The following is an 18,486-nucleotide window of genomic DNA, read 5'->3' on the forward strand; positions in this document are numbered from 1 at the left end:
AATCCATCCCGGGTCTTGATACGATTGGCCGCTGAATGCCGCCCTGCCCTGCTCCGAACATCTATTCGCCTTCTACCCGCGACGAGCCCGTGTCACGAACCGCTATCCATGATCTCGCCGACGGAATGACGTTGGCCCAGCCGTTCCAAGCCGCTGACAAACAACTGCGAGTCAATCGACAGGGCGGCAAATACATTCTGCTGAAACTGTCCGATCGCTCCGGCACGATCGTCGGGATGATGTGGAACGCGGACGAAACCACGTTCGACACCTTTGATCGCGGCGACTACATCCATTGCACGGGCCGCACTCAAGTGCACAACGGTGCATTGCAAGTCATTCTGACCGAGATCCAACGCATGGATCCGGCGGAAGTCGACCAAAGTGACTTCGACCGCTTTGACGCGACTCAAGCCGACAACAACTTCACTCGACTGCGGGAATTACTGGCCACAATTTCGCATCCCGCCCTGCACGCGTTGGCTCAGTCGTACCTAAACGATGACTCCTTCGTTCAGTCGTTCCGACAAGCCGCCGCGGCGGTTTCCAATCACCACGCTTACCCCGGCGGGCTGCTCGAACACACCGTCAACATGATGGAATTGGTTCGCCTGATCTCGCCCCGCTACGCCAACGTGGACACGGACCTGCTGTTGATGGGAGCCTTCCTGCATGACCTCGGCAAAATCGACGAACTACGTGCCAGCGGTGAGATCAGCTACACCGACCGCGGCCAGTTCGTCGGGCACATTGTCATTGGTGTTCAGCGTCTGGGTGAAAAGATCACGGAAACCGAAGCCACCACCGGCCAAAAGTTTTCAACCGGGCTGCGACACCAACTGGAACACTTGATCGTCAGTCACCACGGCGTGTTGGAATACGGCAGCCCCAAGATCCCAGTCACTTTGGAAGCCGTCGCCTTGCACCACATCGACAACCTCGACGCCAAGCTCGCCTCGTATTCTTCGATCATCGAATCCGATATCGCTGCGGACGGAAACTGGACGAACTACAACCCATCGATCGGACGCAAACTTTGGAAGGGCGACTCGTGAATTCATCCTCGCAACGACAAGCCGAGTTTGCACAGGAAAACGCTGGCCGAGCGGTGGTGTTGCTTTCAGGCGGACTGGACAGCGCGACCTGCGTTGCGATCGCTCGCGACAAAGGGTTCGAAGTTCACGCCATCAGTTTTCGGTACGGACAGCGTCACGATGGCGAACTGGACCGGGCAGCGAAACAAGCCAGTCTGATGAGTGTCGCCTCACATCGCGTGATCGATATCGATCTGGCTCAGCTCGGTGGCTCCGCCCTGGTGGACTCGTCCATTGCCGTTCCCAAATCCGATCATGTCGACAAAATTGCCGGCGACATTCCGGTGACCTATGTCCCGGCTCGCAACACGATCTTTTTGTCTTACGCTTTGGCAGTCGCCGAAACTTTGGGCTCGCGAGACATCTTCATCGGCGTCAACGCACTTGACTACAGCGGCTACCCGGATTGCCGCCCGGAGTTCATCGACGCATTCCAAACGATGGCACGCCTGGCAACCAAAGCGGGTGTGGAAGACGAGCACTCGCTCACCATTCACACGCCACTGTTGCACTGGACGAAAGCCGAGATCATCCAACGTGGAATCGAACTCGGCGTGGACTACTCGCAGACACTGTCATGCTACGACCCGCAAGGCAGCGGTGACGAGATGCAACCGTGCGGTCAGTGCGACGCGTGTTTGCTAAGAGCCAAAGGATTCGCGGAAAACGAAATCGCTGATCCCGCGATCGGTTGAGACAACAACTCGGTCGCGATTCTCCGACATCGCCCCACCTCGCATCACGACCACGCCAGATCGCCCCGGAAGGGGCCGCCGTCCTTAGCTCGGGGCGGAAGCCCCGAAACGATCGAGAACAACAAAACGTCGCTCCGGACGGGGGCCCGTCGTGGTCATTCCCGCATTGTCCAGCAGCGTGAAGCCAGCGGTTGATGTGAGCTTGGTTGCGACGAGGCTTGGCCGTTAAGGCCTGCCCGACGGAACAGTTGAGGACAACCGGTCTACTCTCGCACCCCGAAGGGTTAGCTCACTTCAACAAGAACCCGTTGAGGTTCCAACCAGTTTCCGTGGTTTCGACGAAACCGAATGCGTTGCGGAAGTATTTTTCGACTTCACTGAACGCGGGCCATTTGCTCACGTTGAGACGCTCGATGGGTTCATCCACTTCCGGTTCGTCTCCTTCGAACATACGTCTGACCAAAGAAGCCAAAACGGAATCGCTGTTCTTCAGTTCGCCTTGACGTTGCAGTTCGTACTTCGCTCGCAATGACTGACGCAATCGCACGACGCGTTGGAATGCGACCTCATCGGCTCCCATCTCGCTCGTCATTTTCAGTAGGTCTTTGACCTCAGCCAGATCAGCTAACTTCTCGCCTTGGCCCGTCTGCATTCGCGTTGCGACATCCACCAACAAATCGACATGGCTGCTGAAGACCAAGTGCGGTTTGGCGGATCCTTTGCCGGCGGGGACCATGGCAATCGCCCAGGTGTTCAAGAGCGGCGATTGCTTTTCGTCAATTTCTTCCTCGAAGCCGAGGTCATCAAAGAACTCGTCATCCAGTTCGTCATCCCCGCTGCCGTGCTTGACTTGCCAAATTTCTACGCCGGGAACGAGGTCCACCTTGAACACATCGGGTTCCACTTCCATCGCTTTACGAACCGCTGTTCCGATCGCATCCGCATTGCGAAGCTCAATCGCAACCAAGACTCGTTCAGAATCCACGGTCGCGGGCAGAGTGTTGTCCGTCAGCAGAAACACGTGCTCGGAAAGGTTTGGCAAAACGTTCTTCTCGATGTCGATTTGTGGCCCTTCTTCGTCGTCACGAATGCCTTCGATGCTGGGGCGGAAAATCTCGTTGTCGAATGCTTCGTCAACCAAAGTCTCGATCGCCCAAAACGCTTCTTCGATCTTCCAATTCACTCGCGTCAAACTGGCCGTGTTCGCGGGAACCCAAGCGGGCACTTGGTCCAAGGGCGTGTTCGGGAACTGCAATATTCTCGCGGCCAATCGGTAGCGACTGGGCTCTTCCGTGACCGGAGGAGCGTGCACGTACCCGCGATGCAACAAATCGAACTTGCCCTGCCCCACAACCGCGATGCCGCCCGCTGCTTGCACAGCGTCAAACCCTTGGTTCTCCAACAGGTTCAGAATGCGGACTTTGTTGCCGCGATCTACCTTGGCCACGTCACGAACAATGCGACCCATCGTCAACGGTTTCACGAACCATTCGACTTGCGAACCTTCGGTAACAATTTCGCTACGCGAGAGAGCTTGTTTCCAAACCGTTCGCAACAGAGGCGCTTTGTCCAAGGAATCTTCCCGGCCATCGTTTGCAATCGCATCCAGAATTTCAAACACGACCGAATCACGATCCGACGCGATCACACGGTCTTTGGTGAGCGAGACAACGACCTGTTCGATCTTCAATTGCCCGGGGCGTGTCTTTGGCCGGTACACGCGAACGGTTTCGCCGGCGTGAGTGACGTCGGTGCGAGTGGCACCGTCGGCCTTCAGATCGTTGTCCACTCGTGTCAAAACAGCTTCCGCTTCCGCGTGCTTGCCTCGGATGTCGGCGACAACGCACACGGAGGACGGGCGGCGGTTGTCGTTCTCAAAGGGCAACCAAACCGCGATCACTTCTCCGGTCGCGATTTCGTACAGTTCCTTGGGACGCAATCCAACCTTGTCGCCCAGCTTTTCCCACACGGCACCTTGGCTGCCAAAATTGGCATCGATCAGCGGCTTCATCGCGGGATCATCCGTTATGCCGGACAGTGTGGTCTTCTTCCACGAATCGCACAGCACGGTCAGGTCGGGAATTCGCACCACGCCAGCCGCTGTGTCGGGCAGTAACTTCAGCGCCGTCATCAAGACCGGTTTTGCATCGCCCTGCCCTGCCCCGTTCTCTTTCTTGGGCGAAGCGTCTTGAGCGATCGATTGTGATCCCATCAAACACACGACCAAAACGGCTGTCATCACATGGAGCATCGCGACGCGTCGAGCCCGTGGTCGACCGTCGAAGTTGGAAAAATATGTTCGTGTGGGATAGATCACTCGTTTGTCCGCCACTTGCACCCGTTGAAAATTCATTCAAGATCCGTCTGAAATCATCGGAATCCATCCGAGCCCGCGTCTCTGCGCGACTGGCTCAGCCGGCCGATATCGTAAACCCTTCCATTTCGGGCCGAAATGCCGATGTCACCATCCATCGCCTGATTTGTGCCCCCGCAAGAGACCAAAATGACCGAAACGCAGGAAACACCGTACCAAAACCCCCTGATTGAGCGTTACGCGTCACGAGAAATGGCGTTTCACTGGGGACCGCAGCGGCGATTTGCATCCTGGCGAAAGGTCTGGATCGCGCTCGCGGAGGCCGAACAAGAACTTGGAATCCCCATCACCGACGCCCAAATCGAGCAGCTCAAATCGTTTGAGACCAAGCTGAATCTCGATGAGGCCAAGAAATACGAGCGTGAATTGCGCCACGACGTGATGGCTCACGTCCACGCTTACGGCGATCAATGCCCAGACGCCCGTGGGATCATTCACCTCGGCGCGACCAGTTGTTTTGTAACCGACAACGCGGATCTGCTGCTGATTCGCGAAGCCCTGCAACTCACCGCAAAACGTTTGGCGGCCACGATCGACCAAATGGCAAAATTCGCGGCCGAGCACCGCGACCTGCCCTGCCTCGCCTTCACCCACTTTCAACCCGCCCAGCCAACCACGGTCGGAAAACGAGCATGCTTGTGGATCTACGACCTGGTCCTTGATCTCGAAGCGATCGAACATCGTCTCGAAACGCTGCGAGCACGTTCGGCCAAAGGCACCACGGGGACCCAAGCCAGCTTCCTCGAGTTGTTCTCGGGCGATCAAGACAAAGTGCGAACCCTCGAGAAACGAATCGCGGAAAAGCTTTCGTTTGATTCTGTCTACGCGGTCACCGGGCAAACCTACCCTCGCAAGGTCGACGCTCAATTGCTCGACGCCCTGTCCGGCATTGGCCAAAGCCTGCACAAGATCGCCACCGACATCCGCTTGCTCGCCGGTCGTAAAGAAGTCGAAGAGCCGTTTGAGAAGAAGCAAATCGGCAGCTCGGCGATGGCCTACAAACGCAACCCGATGCGGAGCGAGCGAATCTGTGCACTCGGCCGATTTGTCATGAGCCTGCAAAGCAGCCCCGCGATGACCGCGGCGACTCAGTGGATGGAACGCACGCTCGACGACAGCGCCAACCGCCGCTTGGTCATCCCGCAAGCGTTCTTGGCGATCGACGCATCACTGGTGTTGATGCAAAACGTTGCCGACGGAATGGTCGTCTACCCAGCCACGATCGCGAAAAACCTGGGTGCAGAACTTCCGTTCATGGCGACCGAGAACATCTTGATGCAAGCGGTCGCTGCGGGCGGTGACCGTCAAGATTTGCACGAACAAATTCGCGTGCACAGCCAAGCCGCGGCACTGGAAGTCAAACAGAACGCTGGCGACAACGACCTGCTGGAACGTCTCAAGGGCGACAAGAACTTCGCCGGCATCGACTTGGAAGCTGCGATTGATCCGCACGCTTACGTGGGGCGAGCTCCCCAACAAGTCGACGAGTTCATGGAAGCAATCATCGCCCCCATCCGCCAGCGATACTCCGGCGGCGACGATCTGAGCGTCGAAGTCACCGTCTGATTTCGACGGGCAAATGCCATTCAACGCAAAGATCTCGCCGGTCCACATGGCACCGGCGAGATCAAGTTTCTCTCTTGGATCGTCTGTTTCTTAGAACAAGAAGATCGTGTCGATGCCGAACGTGGTTTGTTCGTCTTCGTCATTCTCGAGAATGCCAGTCACGTCGGCTCCGTCAGCCCAGTCCCAGCGAATTTCGGGACGGATCAAGACGTTGGCGTGCGGTTTGACGTTGGCACCCAAAGTCAACGCGTAGACATCAACGTTGCCGTTGAAGACACCGGCGTCGGCGTCATACCACTCGAAACGGCTGCCCAAAGCCAAGCAATCGCTGACCGTGTAGATCAGGTAGTTGTTCAGGCCGTAGGTTTCTTTGAAGTTGGCACCGTTGCCGTCTTCCGCGTCGATGTAGTCCGATTGCAAGATGTATTGCAGTTGCTCGGTCAACGTGATGTCGGTGACGATCGAGTGCATGTAGCCTTGCGAAGTGGTTCCGCCGGGCTGATCTGCGAAGCGACCAGCAACCGTTGCGTAGGTGACCGTGACATCGTCACTCATTGCAAGCGATGCACCACCCAAGAACGAGTCGCCGTTGTCTTCGAATCCGCTGTCCCAGCCCAAGGTGTAACCACCGTAGAGAGTCAGGTCTTCGCCAGCGGCGTAGGTCGCCAATGCACCGGTGTGGGTGAAAGGCTCGCTGTTGTACATCGTGTAAGCATGGCTGTAGAAGAAGTTGTCAGGAGCACCGACGACTTCGTAACCAATGATCGTGAAGAAGTGACCAAATTTGACCGACAGGTCGCCGTAACCAACTTCACCGTAAACTTGCGGCAACGCACTGCCATACTCGCCGTGGTCCCACGAGTTGTCCCAGTGACCGTTGTCAATTCCGAACGCTTGCGTGTCCTGGGCATCGATGCCGTAGACGTAGTCAATGCGTCCGCCGAAATCGAACCCGTCCGAGGTGTCGATCGCTTTCTCGGCGTAGAACCAAGCTTGATGCAAGTTGTATTCGTCGGGACGGTTATTGAACAAAGGCAACGCTTTGCTGTGGTATCCCATTTGGACCCAACCGCCGACGGTGTAGCCACAGGCTTCGCCGAACAGAGTGAACGGATCGCCGAGATCGCAATCGAACATTCCGCAGCCACCATCGTCAAACAGGCCGCCTCCCATGTCCCCACAACCACCATCGCAACCGCCGTCGCAGGTCAGTTCGCCGCAACCACATTCCATTTCGGGAAACGTGTCACACGATTCATCACAACTGGCGTCGAAGTGCCCCACGGGGAGGACTTCGGCTTGCGTCGTGGGCATTCCGCCCTGGTAACTTGCGTCGGCCACGAATCGGTCGGCGGCAGAAACGCCATTGAGGCTTCCCAATCCAACCAAGCCACCGAGGGCCAACCACAAAGCAGCTCGTTTCGATTTCATCTTGCTCGTCCCTGATCAATTTCAAGTGGATTCGCCTCGTCCACAGTGACTGTCGCCTTCCATGGCAACAAACCCGTCAACCGTGTCGACCGCCGAGTACTGGCGATTCCTTGAAGGGATGTATCGTCGACGCGGCGCGTTGCAATTGAGACCAACGCCACAGAAACCCCAGCCCGAAACACCGGAAAATCCGGCACAGCGTTAAACTATGCGGGTTAGGAGGCTGATCCGGCTGGTTTCGAACGCTCGTCCGTTCCCGCTGAGATCTTGAACGCAAACGAAAAAAAGCCGGCTCATCGCATTTCTGCGGTGAACCGGCCTCTTGGGTCTCACGAAATCGTCGTTCGGGGCAGCTTAGAACGTGAAGATCGTATCGAAACCGAACGTGGTTTGATCGTCGTCGTTGTTTTCCAAGATCCCGGTGTAGTCGCCATCAACCCAGTCCCAACGAACTTCGGGACGAATCAAGACGTTGGCGTGAGGACGGTAGTTGATACCGGTCGTCAAAGCGTACACGTCGCTGTCGACATTGTTTCCATCGTCGAAGACGCCTTCGCTTTGGTACCACTCGAAGCGGCCGCCCAAAGACAGGCAATCGTTGACGCTGTAAACCAAGTACTGGTTGATGCCGAACGTGTCACGAACGGTCGCACCAGCAGCATCTTCGGTGTCCAACAAGTCGGACTGGATGATGTACTGCAGGTTGTCGCTGACGGCGTAGTCAGCAACCAGCGAGTGCATGTAACCCTTTTCAACGCCACCGGCATTGTCTTCACCGAACGTACCAATGGTGGTTGCGTAGGTCAGGGTCAGGTCATCCGTCAGGCCAGCTGAGAAACCGCCGAGGAAGTTGTCGCCGTTGTCTTCGAATCCGCTGTCCCAGCCCATGGTGTATCCACCAAAGACGCTCAGGTCATCCGACACGTTGTACGTCGCCAAAGCACCGGTGTGGGTGAAAGGCTCGCTGTTGTACATCGTGTAAGCGTGGCTGTAGAAGAAGTTGTCCGGAGCGGCAACAACTTCCCAACCGATGATGGTGAAGAAGTGACCCACTTTGACCGACAGGTCGCCGTAGCCCATTTCAGTGTACAACTGAGGAATCGCGGAGCCGTAATCGCCACCGTTGTCCCAGTCGTTGTCCCAGTGACCGTTGTCGATTCCGAACGCTTGCGTGTCGGGTCCGTCGGTACCGTAGACGTAATCGATGCGTCCACCGATGTCGAAGCCACACGAAGTGTCGATGGCTTTTTCAGCGTACAACCAAGCCTGGTGCAACTGAACGTTGTCAGGACGGCTGTTGAACAAAGGCAATGCCTTTGTGTGGTAGCCGATCGACGCCCATCCGCCGACTTCGATGCCGCAGACGTCGCCGAACAGTGTGTAAGGGTCGTCCAAGCAGCAGTCACCCAGTCCGGGCAAGCAGCTGCCAGCACCACAACCGAAGGCCGAGTCGCAACCGCTGTCGCAGGCCGAATCGCAACCATCGTTGCAGCCACAGTCGCCCAAGCAACCGACAGTTTCGCAACCGCAAGTTACTTCGGTGTCGCATCCGGTGCTGCAGCCAACAGGCTCGCAACCGCACACGGGCTCACCACAATCGCAAAGCGACGAGGTGCAAGAGACCAATCCAATATCGTTTGCTGAAGCGCCGGTCAGGTTTGTGGCGTTAACGCCGCATGCTACCGCTGCGATCAGAGCTAGTTTACTAAGCTTCATTGCTTTCTCCGTTGATATCCCAATCCAATTGGGTCGTTTCGTGTCACCAAGATTCAAAATGGATGCTGTTAGAACGAGAAGCTGTGCCCCCGCATTTGGGGAGGTCGATCTCTCACTCTCAACGATGTAACAAACGCAGTCCATCGCTTTTTCAACGCACACGCTGCCTGCCGCCGATGGCACATCGAAACTTCCAGGCAATCGCTTCGGAATTCGAATCAATCACCTCGAAAGATTTCGAGTGAGTTGAAAGCAATCCATCATGTCGTCGGGAGAATTCATCGGTGAGTTGGCGGGATCTGTCCTCACCCGGTGCTCAAATCGACTTAGAAACCAGCAGCAGAGTGCGCAACGCGCCTGTTAATCCTCATCTGCAGGTCCTTCTCATAGTGGCGACTGGGAAAACTTTGACGCTTCCGGGCCCGAACACGCCCCACAACTGAAAATCCTGCTTTCAAAAAAACGTTCCACCCGCTATCCTGCGGGGCTTCTCCCTGAAATCAGGGATTTTGACCGTCTCAAATCACACACATGACAATCACCGCGAGCGGTGGCGGAGAATCAGATGGCACGACAGTGCGAAGCGTGCGGCAAGAAAGTCCAAATGGGCAACCGTATCGAAACCCGGGGTAAAGCGAAGTACTTGGGCGGTGTCGGTACCAAGATCACTGGTTGTACTCGCCGTAAATTTGTTCCCAACCTGCAAAAAGTTCACGTGACTTTGCCAAACGGCACCAACAAATCGATGCGAGTTTGCACGCAGTGCATCCGCAGCGGTGTCGTTCGTAAAACGGTGAAAACCAAACCGTTTGACGTCAGCGGCAGCAAAAAGTCCTGATGTCCAGTTCCGGCAACGGCAGCGGCGGTTCAGTCGACATCCAAAAACTGGCTCGATTGGCTCGCCTTCAGCTAACGGAACAGGAGCAAACCGATTTTGGTCCGCAAATCTCGGACATCCTCGGTTTCGTTGAACAATTGTCTGAACTCGACACTTCCGGTGTCGAGCCGATGACCAGTGCGCTGGATGTCGAGAACCGATTCCGAGACGACACCCCTGACGAGAGCTTGTCAGCCGAGGTTGCGACGCGAACGGCTCCCGCCTCCCAAGACGGCACGTTTCTGGTGCCGCCCGTTCTCGGGAACACTTCTTCCAAGAAGTGAAGCTCGCTCAAATCCCTCGCGATCAAGATTCACCACCACTGAATTCCGCGAGATCCTGGATCAGCGAAGCCGTTTGGCTGGGCCACTGAATCAAACCGCGCCACTGAATCAAACCGCGCCACTGAATCAGACCGCGGCTCGGAAACTAACAGCCCAAGCTTCAGACCCAACGGCAAAAACGCCAATCGATCAAAGATCGACGACTGTATCGCTGGCTGAGTCATCCTGGTGCTTCCGAAGCTGCTCCATCGCCGCCAACGTCGCGTCGCAATACGACGAAACGGCCGTTCCCCACGCCTGCTCCTTCGTGGCTTGGCGAGCTTGCTGCAACAACTGGTCTACATTTTGCCAGTCCAGCATCCAGTTGCGTTCTTCTGAAGTTTGCCGCAACTGGGTGATCACATCGTCCATACGAAGAAGAAACGCCTCGTGCGAATTCGCCCTGAATCGCCGATAGGGCCCGGTCCCAAGAGCAGTCTCCCCACTGCCGATGTCAAGCGATTCGCCTGAATCCCAGCCGGTACTGACCGACCCCGCGTCGTTTGAGCCACCCTGCCCTGCCCCGGATTGGTCAGGAATTCCTGATCCAGGACTCAAACCGGCACCTGAATCACGTGCGCGACGCGTTTTCAACGGACGCCGGCGCTCGTTTGGCTTGAAGACTCCACTCGCCCAAACCGCCGCGGAAATCGCCCCGAGAATAAAGGCGACAATCGCCGACCCGACAAACCGAGGGCTGACCAATGCCGACGCCAATCCAAAGCCGACGGCTCCCGTCCAACAAAACGCGGTGGTCCCGATCAACGCCCGAGAAGAGACCTCATCCGCTCCCAACGATCGAGACTTTCGCGGAGGACCGTCATTCTGAGTCAATCGCTCATCAACCACCTCCACCACGATCAAGGTGATGTTGTCCGGGCCGCCTCGCAAATTGGCCAAATCGATCATCACTCGAGCTGCTTTGTCGACATCGAGAGAATCGAGCAAAACAGCCAATTCGTCGTCTTCGATCTGTCCGGTCAGCCCATCGCTGCAAACCATGAAGCGATCGCCCACCTCCAGATCAAATGGACCTTCTAGATCCACCAAGACCTCCGGCGAAGGCCCCAGCGACCGGGTGATCACGTTCTTGGGGATAGATTTACTGAAGACGCTGTCACTGTGAACTTTTCCGCTGGCCTGCATCTCCCAAACCAGCGAGTGATCAAACGTCAACTGCTCCAGCACGCCTTGTCGGAGGCGATAAACACGTGAATCACCGACATGGGCCACGTAAGCTGCGCCGTTGACCAAAACCAGCGAACTGGCGGTCGTCCCCATGTTCAGAAACTCGGGATTGCTTTGACCACGCTTGTAGATTGCAGCATTGGCCAGATGCACCGCTTCGGAAATCGCGTGCTCGGGAGCCTCTTCCCGAGACTGATAGTAGTGCATCGAGATGCGTTCGCTGGCGATTTGCGATGCCAGCTCGCCTGCCGCGTGGGCCCCCATCCCGTCCGCGACAACAAACAGGTGCCCGCGTTGGTTCAGACGTTCGGCGGACTCAGCGATTAAAACCGCCGATGAATCTTGATTGTTCGCACGCCGCATCCCCACATGGGTCTGCTCAGCGAACTTCACTCCGGGGCGCCATGAACCTGACAAACGATTTGTGACCGAGAACTTGTGACCGAGAACACATTCAACCGACGAACTTACACGGCCTCTTGGAGACAGCTTCGCCGATTGTAAGTCGCCACGCGCCCTGAACCTAGTGTATTGAAGGCTGCAGGGCTACGATTTTGATGACCTTCGCCCGCGACGAGGCCAAGCGAGACGGAACGAAGCCCTGGATCCCTCCGAGCGGGCTGCTCAATCAGTGAACGCTGCCACTCGACCGGCAAGAGCGGGCAAACCCCCGCTTCACACGGAAGCGATCAATTCCGTGGCCAAGCGGCAAGCAGCCAAGTATTCGTCGACCATCAGAAACTCATCGACCGTGTGGATGGACGCCTGACCACACCCCAGCGTGACCGCCTCGATGCCATGAAGCATCAACCAGTTGGCATCCAACCCACCATTGGCGACTTCGCACTGCGGTTCTCGCCCTAGTTGAGAGATCAACTCCGTCGCCGCAAGCACTGATGGATGGTCTTCCGGCAACCGAAACGCCTCGTAATCGACGCGACTGCTGAACTCCAAACCGCCCGTCCGACCTTGGACATCCTTCACCGCTTGGACCGCATTTTCAAACGCAGCTTTCATCTGCGAAACGATCTCGGTTCGGAATTTGGCGTCGTGACTGCGAGCCTCGGCTCGAAGCTGAACCTCCGGCGTGATCACGTTGGTCGCATCGCCGCCTTGAAAAACACCCACATTCGCGGTCCCGCGACGCCCATCTTTCTCGACCAAGCCCAGCCAACCATTGCGATGCAGGCTGCTGATCGCTTCGGATGCGATCACGATTGCACTGACGCCTTTTTCGGGTGCAACGCCGGCGTGGGCTGCGTGCCCGTGAACGGTCATTTGAATCCGCTCGCCGCCGATCGCTCCGTGGCGAATTATGTCCAGCGAACCACCGTCGAAATTGAACGCTCGATCCACTCGGCCGACTTTGGACACGCCCAAATGGCGAGCTCCTTCCAATCCGACCTCTTCTTGAATTAAAAATGTGATCGCGGCTGGAGCCAACTTCAGATCAGGATTCTTCGCCTGACGAGCCAGTCGCTCGACGATCGCACTGAGAATCACCGCACAACCGCTGCGGTCATCGGCTCCCAAACCGGTCGGCCCATCGGCCACAACAATCCGCCCCAATTCTTCGTCGTCGCGAATTTCCGGGTTGGATCCGACGCAGATCGGAACGGTGTCCATGTGCGCGGACAGCAGTGTCCGCGGCAGCGATTCGTCACCAGGCAAGGTGACAATTAAATTGCCCGCGTTGCCGCTCAATCGCGTCTTCGTTCCCGCATCATCGGATTGAATCCATTCCGGATCCACTCCCGCATCGACCAGCATCTTTTCAATGGCGGCCGAAATCGCGGCTTCATCACCGCTTTTGCCAGGAATTCGCGTCAGTTCAAGATAGCGATCCAGCGCCGCCGACTCATCAATCGCAGCCCACTGCGAAGCGTCGTTTGTGCCTGCATTCATGGCTTCGGATTGGCTCATCGAGTACGACTGGCGCGGCGGGTCGCACGGTCTTCCACGCGAATTGGCTGAGCTGCGGTGCCCGATTGCGATTGATTCAAACGGCCGATCGCGAACCAACCGGCAGCCAATAGCAATCCGCTGGCGACAAACGAAGCCAACATCGGAACAGCGTGCGCGGGTTCAGCGGCGTAGTGAGTCAAACCTTCCGTGCTGCCGTGGCCGGGGTGTGCCGAAGCGGGAACGGCAAAAACCAATGCGGCAATCGAGCCAATCAGTGAACGCGACAAAATGAACTCACAAGATTCAAGAGAATGGAGAAGGGCCAATCCACCGGCAGGACAAATGAAGCCAGGAACATGGAGCTGGATCAGCGAGGTGATTATACGCCCTGGTCGAACTGCTGTTGACGCATCCGGCGACGTTTTCGCTGATCGTCGGTCACGTCCGCGGCACAACGCGAACAAGCGACGCCACGTTCGTAATCAGAATGCTGCTTCATTTCCGGGGTCAAAGGCCAACCACATCCGTGGCACAACTCGTACTCCCCGGCCTGCAATTGGTGATCGACCGCGACGCGATTGTCGAACACAAAACATTCGCCCTGCCAACGAGATTCCTCTTCGGGCATCTTCTCCAAATAGTTCAGAATCCCGCCCCGCAGGTGGTACACCTCCTCAAATCCGCGTTCCTTCAAATATGCGGTCGACTTTTCGCACCGGATCCCCCCGGTACAAAACATCGCGACTTTGGGGTGCTTCTTCGGATCCAGGTTCTCTTCCACGAACTGCGGAAACTCGCGAAAGGATTCCGTGTGAGGGTTGACAGCTCCCTCAAATGTCCCAATCTCGATTTCGTAATCGTTTCGCGTATCGATCAGCGTGACATCGGGATCATCGACCAACGCGTTCCAATCCTGAGGCTCGATGTAGGTGCCGACCGATCGCAGCGGATCGATGCTCGACACTCCCATTGTCACGATCTCTCGCTTCAGACGGACCTTCGTTTTGCGAAATGGAACCTGCTCACAGAACGACCATTTGACATCCATCCCGCGAAAAGGGGTTGCTTGGTCGTCCAGCTCCATCGACCGCAGCCACTCAATGAATGGCTCCATCAACTCCCGAGGCCCCGAAATCGTTCCGTTGATTCCTTCGCCGGCCAGCAACAATGAGCCGCGAATGCCATCACTGGACATTCGCTGACGCAGTGGTTCACGCAGCGATTCGAACTGCGGCAACGGGGTGAAGCAGTAAAGTGCCGCGACCGCCACCGGCAAATCAGCGGCACCGGCCTCAGCGGGCAATTCAGCGGGAACGGAAGAAGCGTGTGATTCGGTCATGGCCGAAAACTTACCAAGTCATTTGACCCATTGCAGCCAAGCATCCACGTAGGCGATTGGCGTCAAGTTCATGCCGGCCTGAAACGCTTGCGGGAACGGCTGGCCCGACTGCAGGTTTCTCATCACGGCGTCAAAGCCACGTCGGTTCTGACGAGACAGCAAAGACTCCGCGATTGCAACCGCCATCCGGTCAGCTCGTTCGGGTGGTAACTTGCCGTTGAGGAAGTCCTTGCCGGACTTCAAGCTCCCCACCGCGGTGACCAATTCCGCCTGCCGACGCATGTTCTCGTTTCGATCGCGTTTGGATTCGCCACCCGAAACCGCAGTCCCGAGCCCTTGGGCGAACCACCGAGGCACACCGTCGCCGCGACTGACCACGGCGAGACTTGCGACCGGAGCCACCACACGCTCGGCGATCTCTTCCTCCGTCGCTCGTTCGGATGCAACCACCGCGACGTAGGCTCGAATCCCGTCGTACTTCCAGTGCGACTGCCAATCGGTGGGCACGCTCCTGCCCTCAACCATTTTGGCAAACTCGCTGTAGTCATAGCGTTTGGGCAAAACGCAGATCGACGCTTTGCCGTGGAAGAAATCCTCCGGAGTGCCGCCTGCCGTAGGCAAAAACTTTCGAGCTTGCACGAGTGCCGCTTCCGCTGACTCAGCGACTGTTTCAAGCGTTGCTGGCGAGACTTCGCCCCAAACCGCGAAGTGGTCGCTCTGGTGATTCTGCATTCGATTGACGTCAGCACCTGCCAAACGGAAGTTCTCTTCCGCGATTTTCGCTCGTCGCTGGCTGACCTCAGTGGATGCCGCCGCGGACAACCAAGCCTGCGCGGTGACGACCTTCATTGGCGTTTGCACCAAAGACTCGTCCACCTTGGCACCTTCGCTGATCCAGGTCGAAATCAACTGGATGTCGCTGTCCGAAAGCGGCGGACGACCACCGGCCGGCATGCGATCACCGGCGCTGCCGCGAAGTTTCTGAACGAGCAGGCTTGCTTCGCCATCACCAGGTTTCATCACGGATCCGCTGTCGCCGCCTCGAAGCATTTGAGCGAGCGTGTCCATTCGTAAACCGCCGCGAGTCTGCATCGCGTCCAAGTGACACCCGGTACAGTTCTCCACCAACAGCGGTGCCACGTCCTTCGAGAACGAAACGGTTTCATTGCCGGTTGGCTTGCCGACCATCGTCGGCTGATCGGGTTCTGGTGTCGCTGGCGTGTCGGGAGTTGCCTCGCCGCTTTTCAAGCTGGTCAGCATCGCGGTGGGATCAGGGCCATCAAACTTGGCACCTTGCGTGACCCACTGCTTCAACGTGTCCAATTGTTCCTTGCTGACTTTTCCTCCGCCGCGAGGCATGTCGCCGGTTTCGATCGTTTCAATCAATCGACTGGCAATCACATCACCGGGAAAAACTACGACTCCCTCGGGGGGCCCTTCCATCAACTTGGCAAACGTCGGCATCGCGAATCCACCTTTGCTGCCGCGAATGTGACAGCTGCCACATTTGTCGACCAAAATCGGTGCGACCTCCGAGACAAAACTGACGCCATCGGTACTGGGCTGATCCGACGGATCCGACGATGATTCGGCCATTGGCTCGGTCGTCGCCTTGGGTCGTTCCGGAATTCGGAATGGCGGCAGCGTGACTCCTTCCAGTTCCAACATCGCGCGAGCGTTGACGATTCGGCGCATCATCGGCAGCAATGCATCGTGCAGGTCGGATGACTCGGCATTGCCGGCCACTTCGATCTGCTTGATCGCTTTACGAAGAGCATCACCGGACGTCTCGTAGTCGCCACCGGCATACGCGGCACCGGCTCGCTTCACCTGCATATCGACCGACTGAACAATCGTTCGCGATCTCGCATCCAACGGTTTGGCGACCGCTCGCGAATTGGTTTCTTGCCCAACAGCCGGAGCGATTCCACCGGAAAAGGACAACAGTGCCGTCCCAGCAAGCAACGTCACCGCCGCGAAAACGCGGAGGGCCGGGCGGCGAACGTTCCACTTTGAAACGATCGAAATCCCCTTTGAAACGACCTGAATCATCGTCACCAACATCTTTGTTCGAGTATCTGCCAATCACTCCATCATAGACAACAAACGCAGTTCTTCCCGAAAAAGACTCACTCGACGTGCTGTCTTCGCCTGGAGTTGCCCGCGTGATCGGCAACACCCTACTCACGCCATTCGGGCCTCCCCCTGCCCTGCTCCGCGAAGATCGCACGTCCTGTGGCGAGATCTTCGATCGCGGAAGGACGTCCGCCGCCCCGCTTGGCCCTTCCCCGTTTCCCCCTTGCTCTTTTACACTGCCGCATTGGCCTTTCCCGCAATATCCGGCAAGAACACGATGACCTCATCTGCGAACACCACCTCGCCCGCCATCGCTGAAACCACCTGGCTCACCGACCAACGCATTTTGGTCCTCGATTTTGGATCTCAGTACGCCCAACTGATCGCCCGCCGCGTCCGCGAACAAAACGTCTACTGCCAAATCGTTCGCCATGACATCTCGGCCGAACGCATCGCGGAACTGGCCCCCAAAGGCATCATCCTCTCGGGCGGCCCCAACAGCGTTTACGAAGAAGGTGCCCCGAAGTGCGACGAAGGATTGTTCGACCTTGGCATCCCCGTCCTCGGTATCTGCTACGGGATGCAGCTCGCCTGCCAAGCCCTCGGCGGCAAAGTCGACAATACACCCAGCCGTGAGTACGGCCGAGCGATGTGCGACTTCGTCGATCGCGATTCGATCTTCCGCGGCATGCAAGAATCCGAACAAGTCTGGATGAGCCACGGTGACCAGGTCTCACAGATCGCCGATCAGTTCACCGCGATGGCCAAGACATCGACTTGCCCCTACGCCGCGATTCGCCACAACGAGCGTCCGGTGTTTGGAATGCAATTCCACCCCGAAGTCACGCACACGCCACACGGCGGCCAAATCCTTCGCAACTTTGTCATCGACGCCTGCGGTTGCGATGGCAGTTGGAAACTCGGCGACTTCGCCGATGCAGCAATCGAATCCATTCGAAAACAAGTCGGCGACAAACGCGTCATCTGCGGCCTGTCCGGCGGAGTCGACTCATCGGTCGTCGCCGCGTTGCTCTACAAAGCCATCGGGCCACAACTCTCTTGCATCTTGGTCGACAACGGTCTGCTTCGTAAGAACGAACAACAGATCGTCTTGGAAGAGTTCAGCAACCACTTCAAGACCGACCTGCACGTCGTCGAAGCCGAAGACCGATTCCTGGCCGACCTGGCGGGCATCGATGAACCGCAAGAGAAACGTCGCCGCATTGGCCACGCCTTCATCGAATGCTTCAAAGACGAAGCCGCGAGAATCGAAGACGCACACTTCTTGGCTCAAGGAACGCTGTACCCCGACGTGATCGAAAGCGGTGCCGACAAAGACGGCCCGGCCGCCACGATCAAGCTGCATCACAATGTCGGCGGACTTCCTGAAGAATTGGGGTTTGAATTGATCGAACCTCTGCGAGACTTATTCAAAGACGAAGTGCGTCGCCTTGGTTTGGAACTGGGCCTGCCCGAACAACTCGTTTGGCGACACCCTTTCCCCGGCCCCGGATTGGCCGTGCGTTGCCTGGGTGAAATCACCCGAGACAAACTGGCGGTGCTTCGAGAAGCCGATGCGATCGTGGTCGAAGAAATCGAAAACGCGGGACTGTACCGAGACACCAGCCAAGCGTTCGCGGTTTTGCTGCCGGTGCAAAGCGTCGGTGTGATGGGCGATGCCCGCACTTACGACAACGCCGTCGCGGTTCGCTGCGTCAACACAGACGACTTCATGACCGCGGACTGGAGTCACCTGCCCTACGAACTGCTGGCTCGCATCAGCACCCGAATCATCAACGAAGTCAAAGGCGTCAACCGAGTTTGCTACGACATCAGCAGCAAACCGCCCGCGACGATCGAATGGGAGTGATGCACGTCGCTGCACCACACCGCCAACATCAT

Annotated in this window: 14 protein-coding genes; 6 read left to right on the forward strand and 8 right to left on the reverse strand. The window is 57.2% G+C overall.

All coding sequences use genetic code 11. The features are described 5' to 3' along the window. The first annotated feature begins 89 nt into the window (after positions 1-89). Complete coding sequence (locus tag CEE69_RS10920; RefSeq protein ID WP_099260677.1) at positions 90-1,055, forward strand: 3'-5' exoribonuclease YhaM family protein; 966 nt, start codon at positions 90-92, stop codon at positions 1,053-1,055. Further along, on the forward strand, positions 1,052-1,789 hold the full coding sequence (gene queC / locus CEE69_RS10925) for a 7-cyano-7-deazaguanine synthase QueC (protein ID WP_099260678.1): 738 nt from the start codon (positions 1,052-1,054) through the stop codon (positions 1,787-1,789). The genes CEE69_RS10920 and queC overlap by 4 nt, the downstream gene beginning before the upstream one ends. A gap of 289 nt (positions 1,790-2,078) precedes the next feature. Here the strand turns inward: queC and CEE69_RS10930 are convergent, their stop codons facing one another. Continuing rightward, a complete protein-coding gene (locus CEE69_RS10930) occupies positions 2,079-4,142 on the reverse strand; it encodes a membrane or secreted protein (RefSeq protein ID WP_099260679.1) in 2,064 nt (687 codons plus the stop codon). Between the two features lie 150 nt (positions 4,143-4,292). Here CEE69_RS10930 and purB point away from each other — a divergent pair, with 150 nt between their 5' ends. Further along, positions 4,293-5,729 carry an adenylosuccinate lyase gene (gene purB, locus CEE69_RS10935; protein WP_099260680.1) on the forward strand — a complete coding sequence of 479 codons (1,437 nt, stop codon included), beginning with the start codon at positions 4,293-4,295 and terminating at the stop codon, positions 5,727-5,729. A 90-nt stretch (positions 5,730-5,819) separates the two neighbouring features. On the opposite strand, the gene CEE69_RS10940 is transcribed toward purB, so the two are convergent. Next, a complete protein-coding gene (locus CEE69_RS10940; RefSeq protein WP_099260681.1) occupies positions 5,820-7,160 on the reverse strand; it encodes a porin in 1,341 nt (446 codons plus the stop codon). 354 nt (positions 7,161-7,514) lie between these two features. Then, on the reverse strand, positions 7,515-8,744 hold the full coding sequence (locus tag CEE69_RS10950; protein WP_099260759.1) for a porin: 1,230 nt from the start codon (positions 8,742-8,744) through the stop codon (positions 7,515-7,517). 697 nt (positions 8,745-9,441) lie between these two features. Between CEE69_RS10950 and rpmB the strand changes: the two genes are divergently transcribed. Continuing rightward, positions 9,442-9,714, forward strand: coding sequence for a 50S ribosomal protein L28 (gene rpmB / locus CEE69_RS10955; RefSeq protein ID WP_007334954.1), 273 nt, complete (start codon positions 9,442-9,444; stop codon positions 9,712-9,714). Beyond that, a complete protein-coding gene (gene gatC, locus CEE69_RS10960; RefSeq protein ID WP_099260683.1) occupies positions 9,714-10,037 on the forward strand; it encodes an Asp-tRNA(Asn)/Glu-tRNA(Gln) amidotransferase subunit GatC in 324 nt (107 codons plus the stop codon). The genes rpmB and gatC overlap by 1 nt, the downstream gene beginning before the upstream one ends. A 189-nt stretch (positions 10,038-10,226) precedes the next feature. Here the strand turns inward: gatC and CEE69_RS10965 are convergent, their stop codons facing one another. The 5 genes from CEE69_RS10965 to CEE69_RS10985 all read right to left on the reverse strand — a co-directional run bounded on the left by CEE69_RS10965 (position 10,227) and on the right by CEE69_RS10985 (position 16,572). Next, positions 10,227-11,657: a PP2C family protein-serine/threonine phosphatase gene (locus CEE69_RS10965; RefSeq protein WP_099260684.1), complete on the reverse strand. Its 1,431-nt coding sequence runs from the start codon at positions 11,655-11,657 to the stop codon at positions 10,227-10,229. 282 nt (positions 11,658-11,939) lie between these two features. Further along, positions 11,940-13,187, reverse strand: a complete 1,248-nt coding sequence (locus tag CEE69_RS10970) for a M20/M25/M40 family metallo-hydrolase (protein ID WP_099260685.1) — start codon at positions 13,185-13,187, stop codon at positions 11,940-11,942. Then, positions 13,184-13,456, reverse strand: coding sequence for a hypothetical protein (locus CEE69_RS10975; RefSeq protein WP_233215129.1), 273 nt, complete (start codon positions 13,454-13,456; stop codon positions 13,184-13,186). Before CEE69_RS10975 ends, CEE69_RS10970 begins: the two co-directional genes overlap by 4 nt. Before the next feature lie 92 nt (positions 13,457-13,548). Beyond that, complete coding sequence (gene trhO, locus CEE69_RS10980; RefSeq protein WP_099260686.1) at positions 13,549-14,508, reverse strand: oxygen-dependent tRNA uridine(34) hydroxylase TrhO; 960 nt, start codon at positions 14,506-14,508, stop codon at positions 13,549-13,551. An 18-nt stretch (positions 14,509-14,526) separates the two neighbouring features. Further along, positions 14,527-16,572: a c-type cytochrome domain-containing protein gene (locus tag CEE69_RS10985; protein ID WP_099260687.1), complete on the reverse strand. Its 2,046-nt coding sequence runs from the start codon at positions 16,570-16,572 to the stop codon at positions 14,527-14,529. Between the two features lie 289 nt (positions 16,573-16,861). Between CEE69_RS10985 and guaA the strand changes: the two genes are divergently transcribed. Then, positions 16,862-18,454 (forward strand): glutamine-hydrolyzing GMP synthase, encoded by a 1,593-nt coding sequence (guaA, locus tag CEE69_RS10990; RefSeq protein WP_233215131.1) that lies wholly within the window; start codon positions 16,862-16,864, stop codon positions 18,452-18,454. The last annotated feature ends 32 nt before the right edge of the window (positions 18,455-18,486 follow it).

It is taken from the genome of Rhodopirellula bahusiensis, assembly GCF_002727185.1.
Lineage (GTDB): Bacteria > Planctomycetota > Planctomycetia > Pirellulales > Pirellulaceae > Rhodopirellula > Rhodopirellula bahusiensis.

Bases quoted from the DNA above. Each gene is read 5' to 3' on its own strand.
- guaA (WP_233215131.1), top strand. From the start codon at position 16,862: ATGACCTCATCTGCGAACACCACCTCGCCCGCCATCGCTGAAACCACC.
- purB (WP_099260680.1), top strand. From the start codon at position 4,293: ATGACCGAAACGCAGGAAACACCGTACCAAAACCCCCTGATTGAGCGT.
- CEE69_RS10940 (WP_099260681.1), bottom strand. From the start codon at position 7,160: ATGAAATCGAAACGAGCTGCTTTGTGGTTGGCCCTCGGTGGCTTGGTT.
- CEE69_RS10930 (WP_099260679.1), bottom strand. From the start codon at position 4,142: ATGAATTTTCAACGGGTGCAAGTGGCGGACAAACGAGTGATCTATCCC.
- rpmB (WP_007334954.1), top strand. From the start codon at position 9,442: ATGGCACGACAGTGCGAAGCGTGCGGCAAGAAAGTCCAAATGGGCAAC.
- gatC (WP_099260683.1), top strand. From the start codon at position 9,714: ATGTCCAGTTCCGGCAACGGCAGCGGCGGTTCAGTCGACATCCAAAAA.
- CEE69_RS10985 (WP_099260687.1), bottom strand. From the start codon at position 16,572: ATGTTGGTGACGATGATTCAGGTCGTTTCAAAGGGGATTTCGATCGTT.
- trhO (WP_099260686.1), bottom strand. From the start codon at position 14,508: ATGACCGAATCACACGCTTCTTCCGTTCCCGCTGAATTGCCCGCTGAG.
- CEE69_RS10970 (WP_099260685.1), bottom strand. From the start codon at position 13,187: ATGAGCCAATCCGAAGCCATGAATGCAGGCACAAACGACGCTTCGCAG.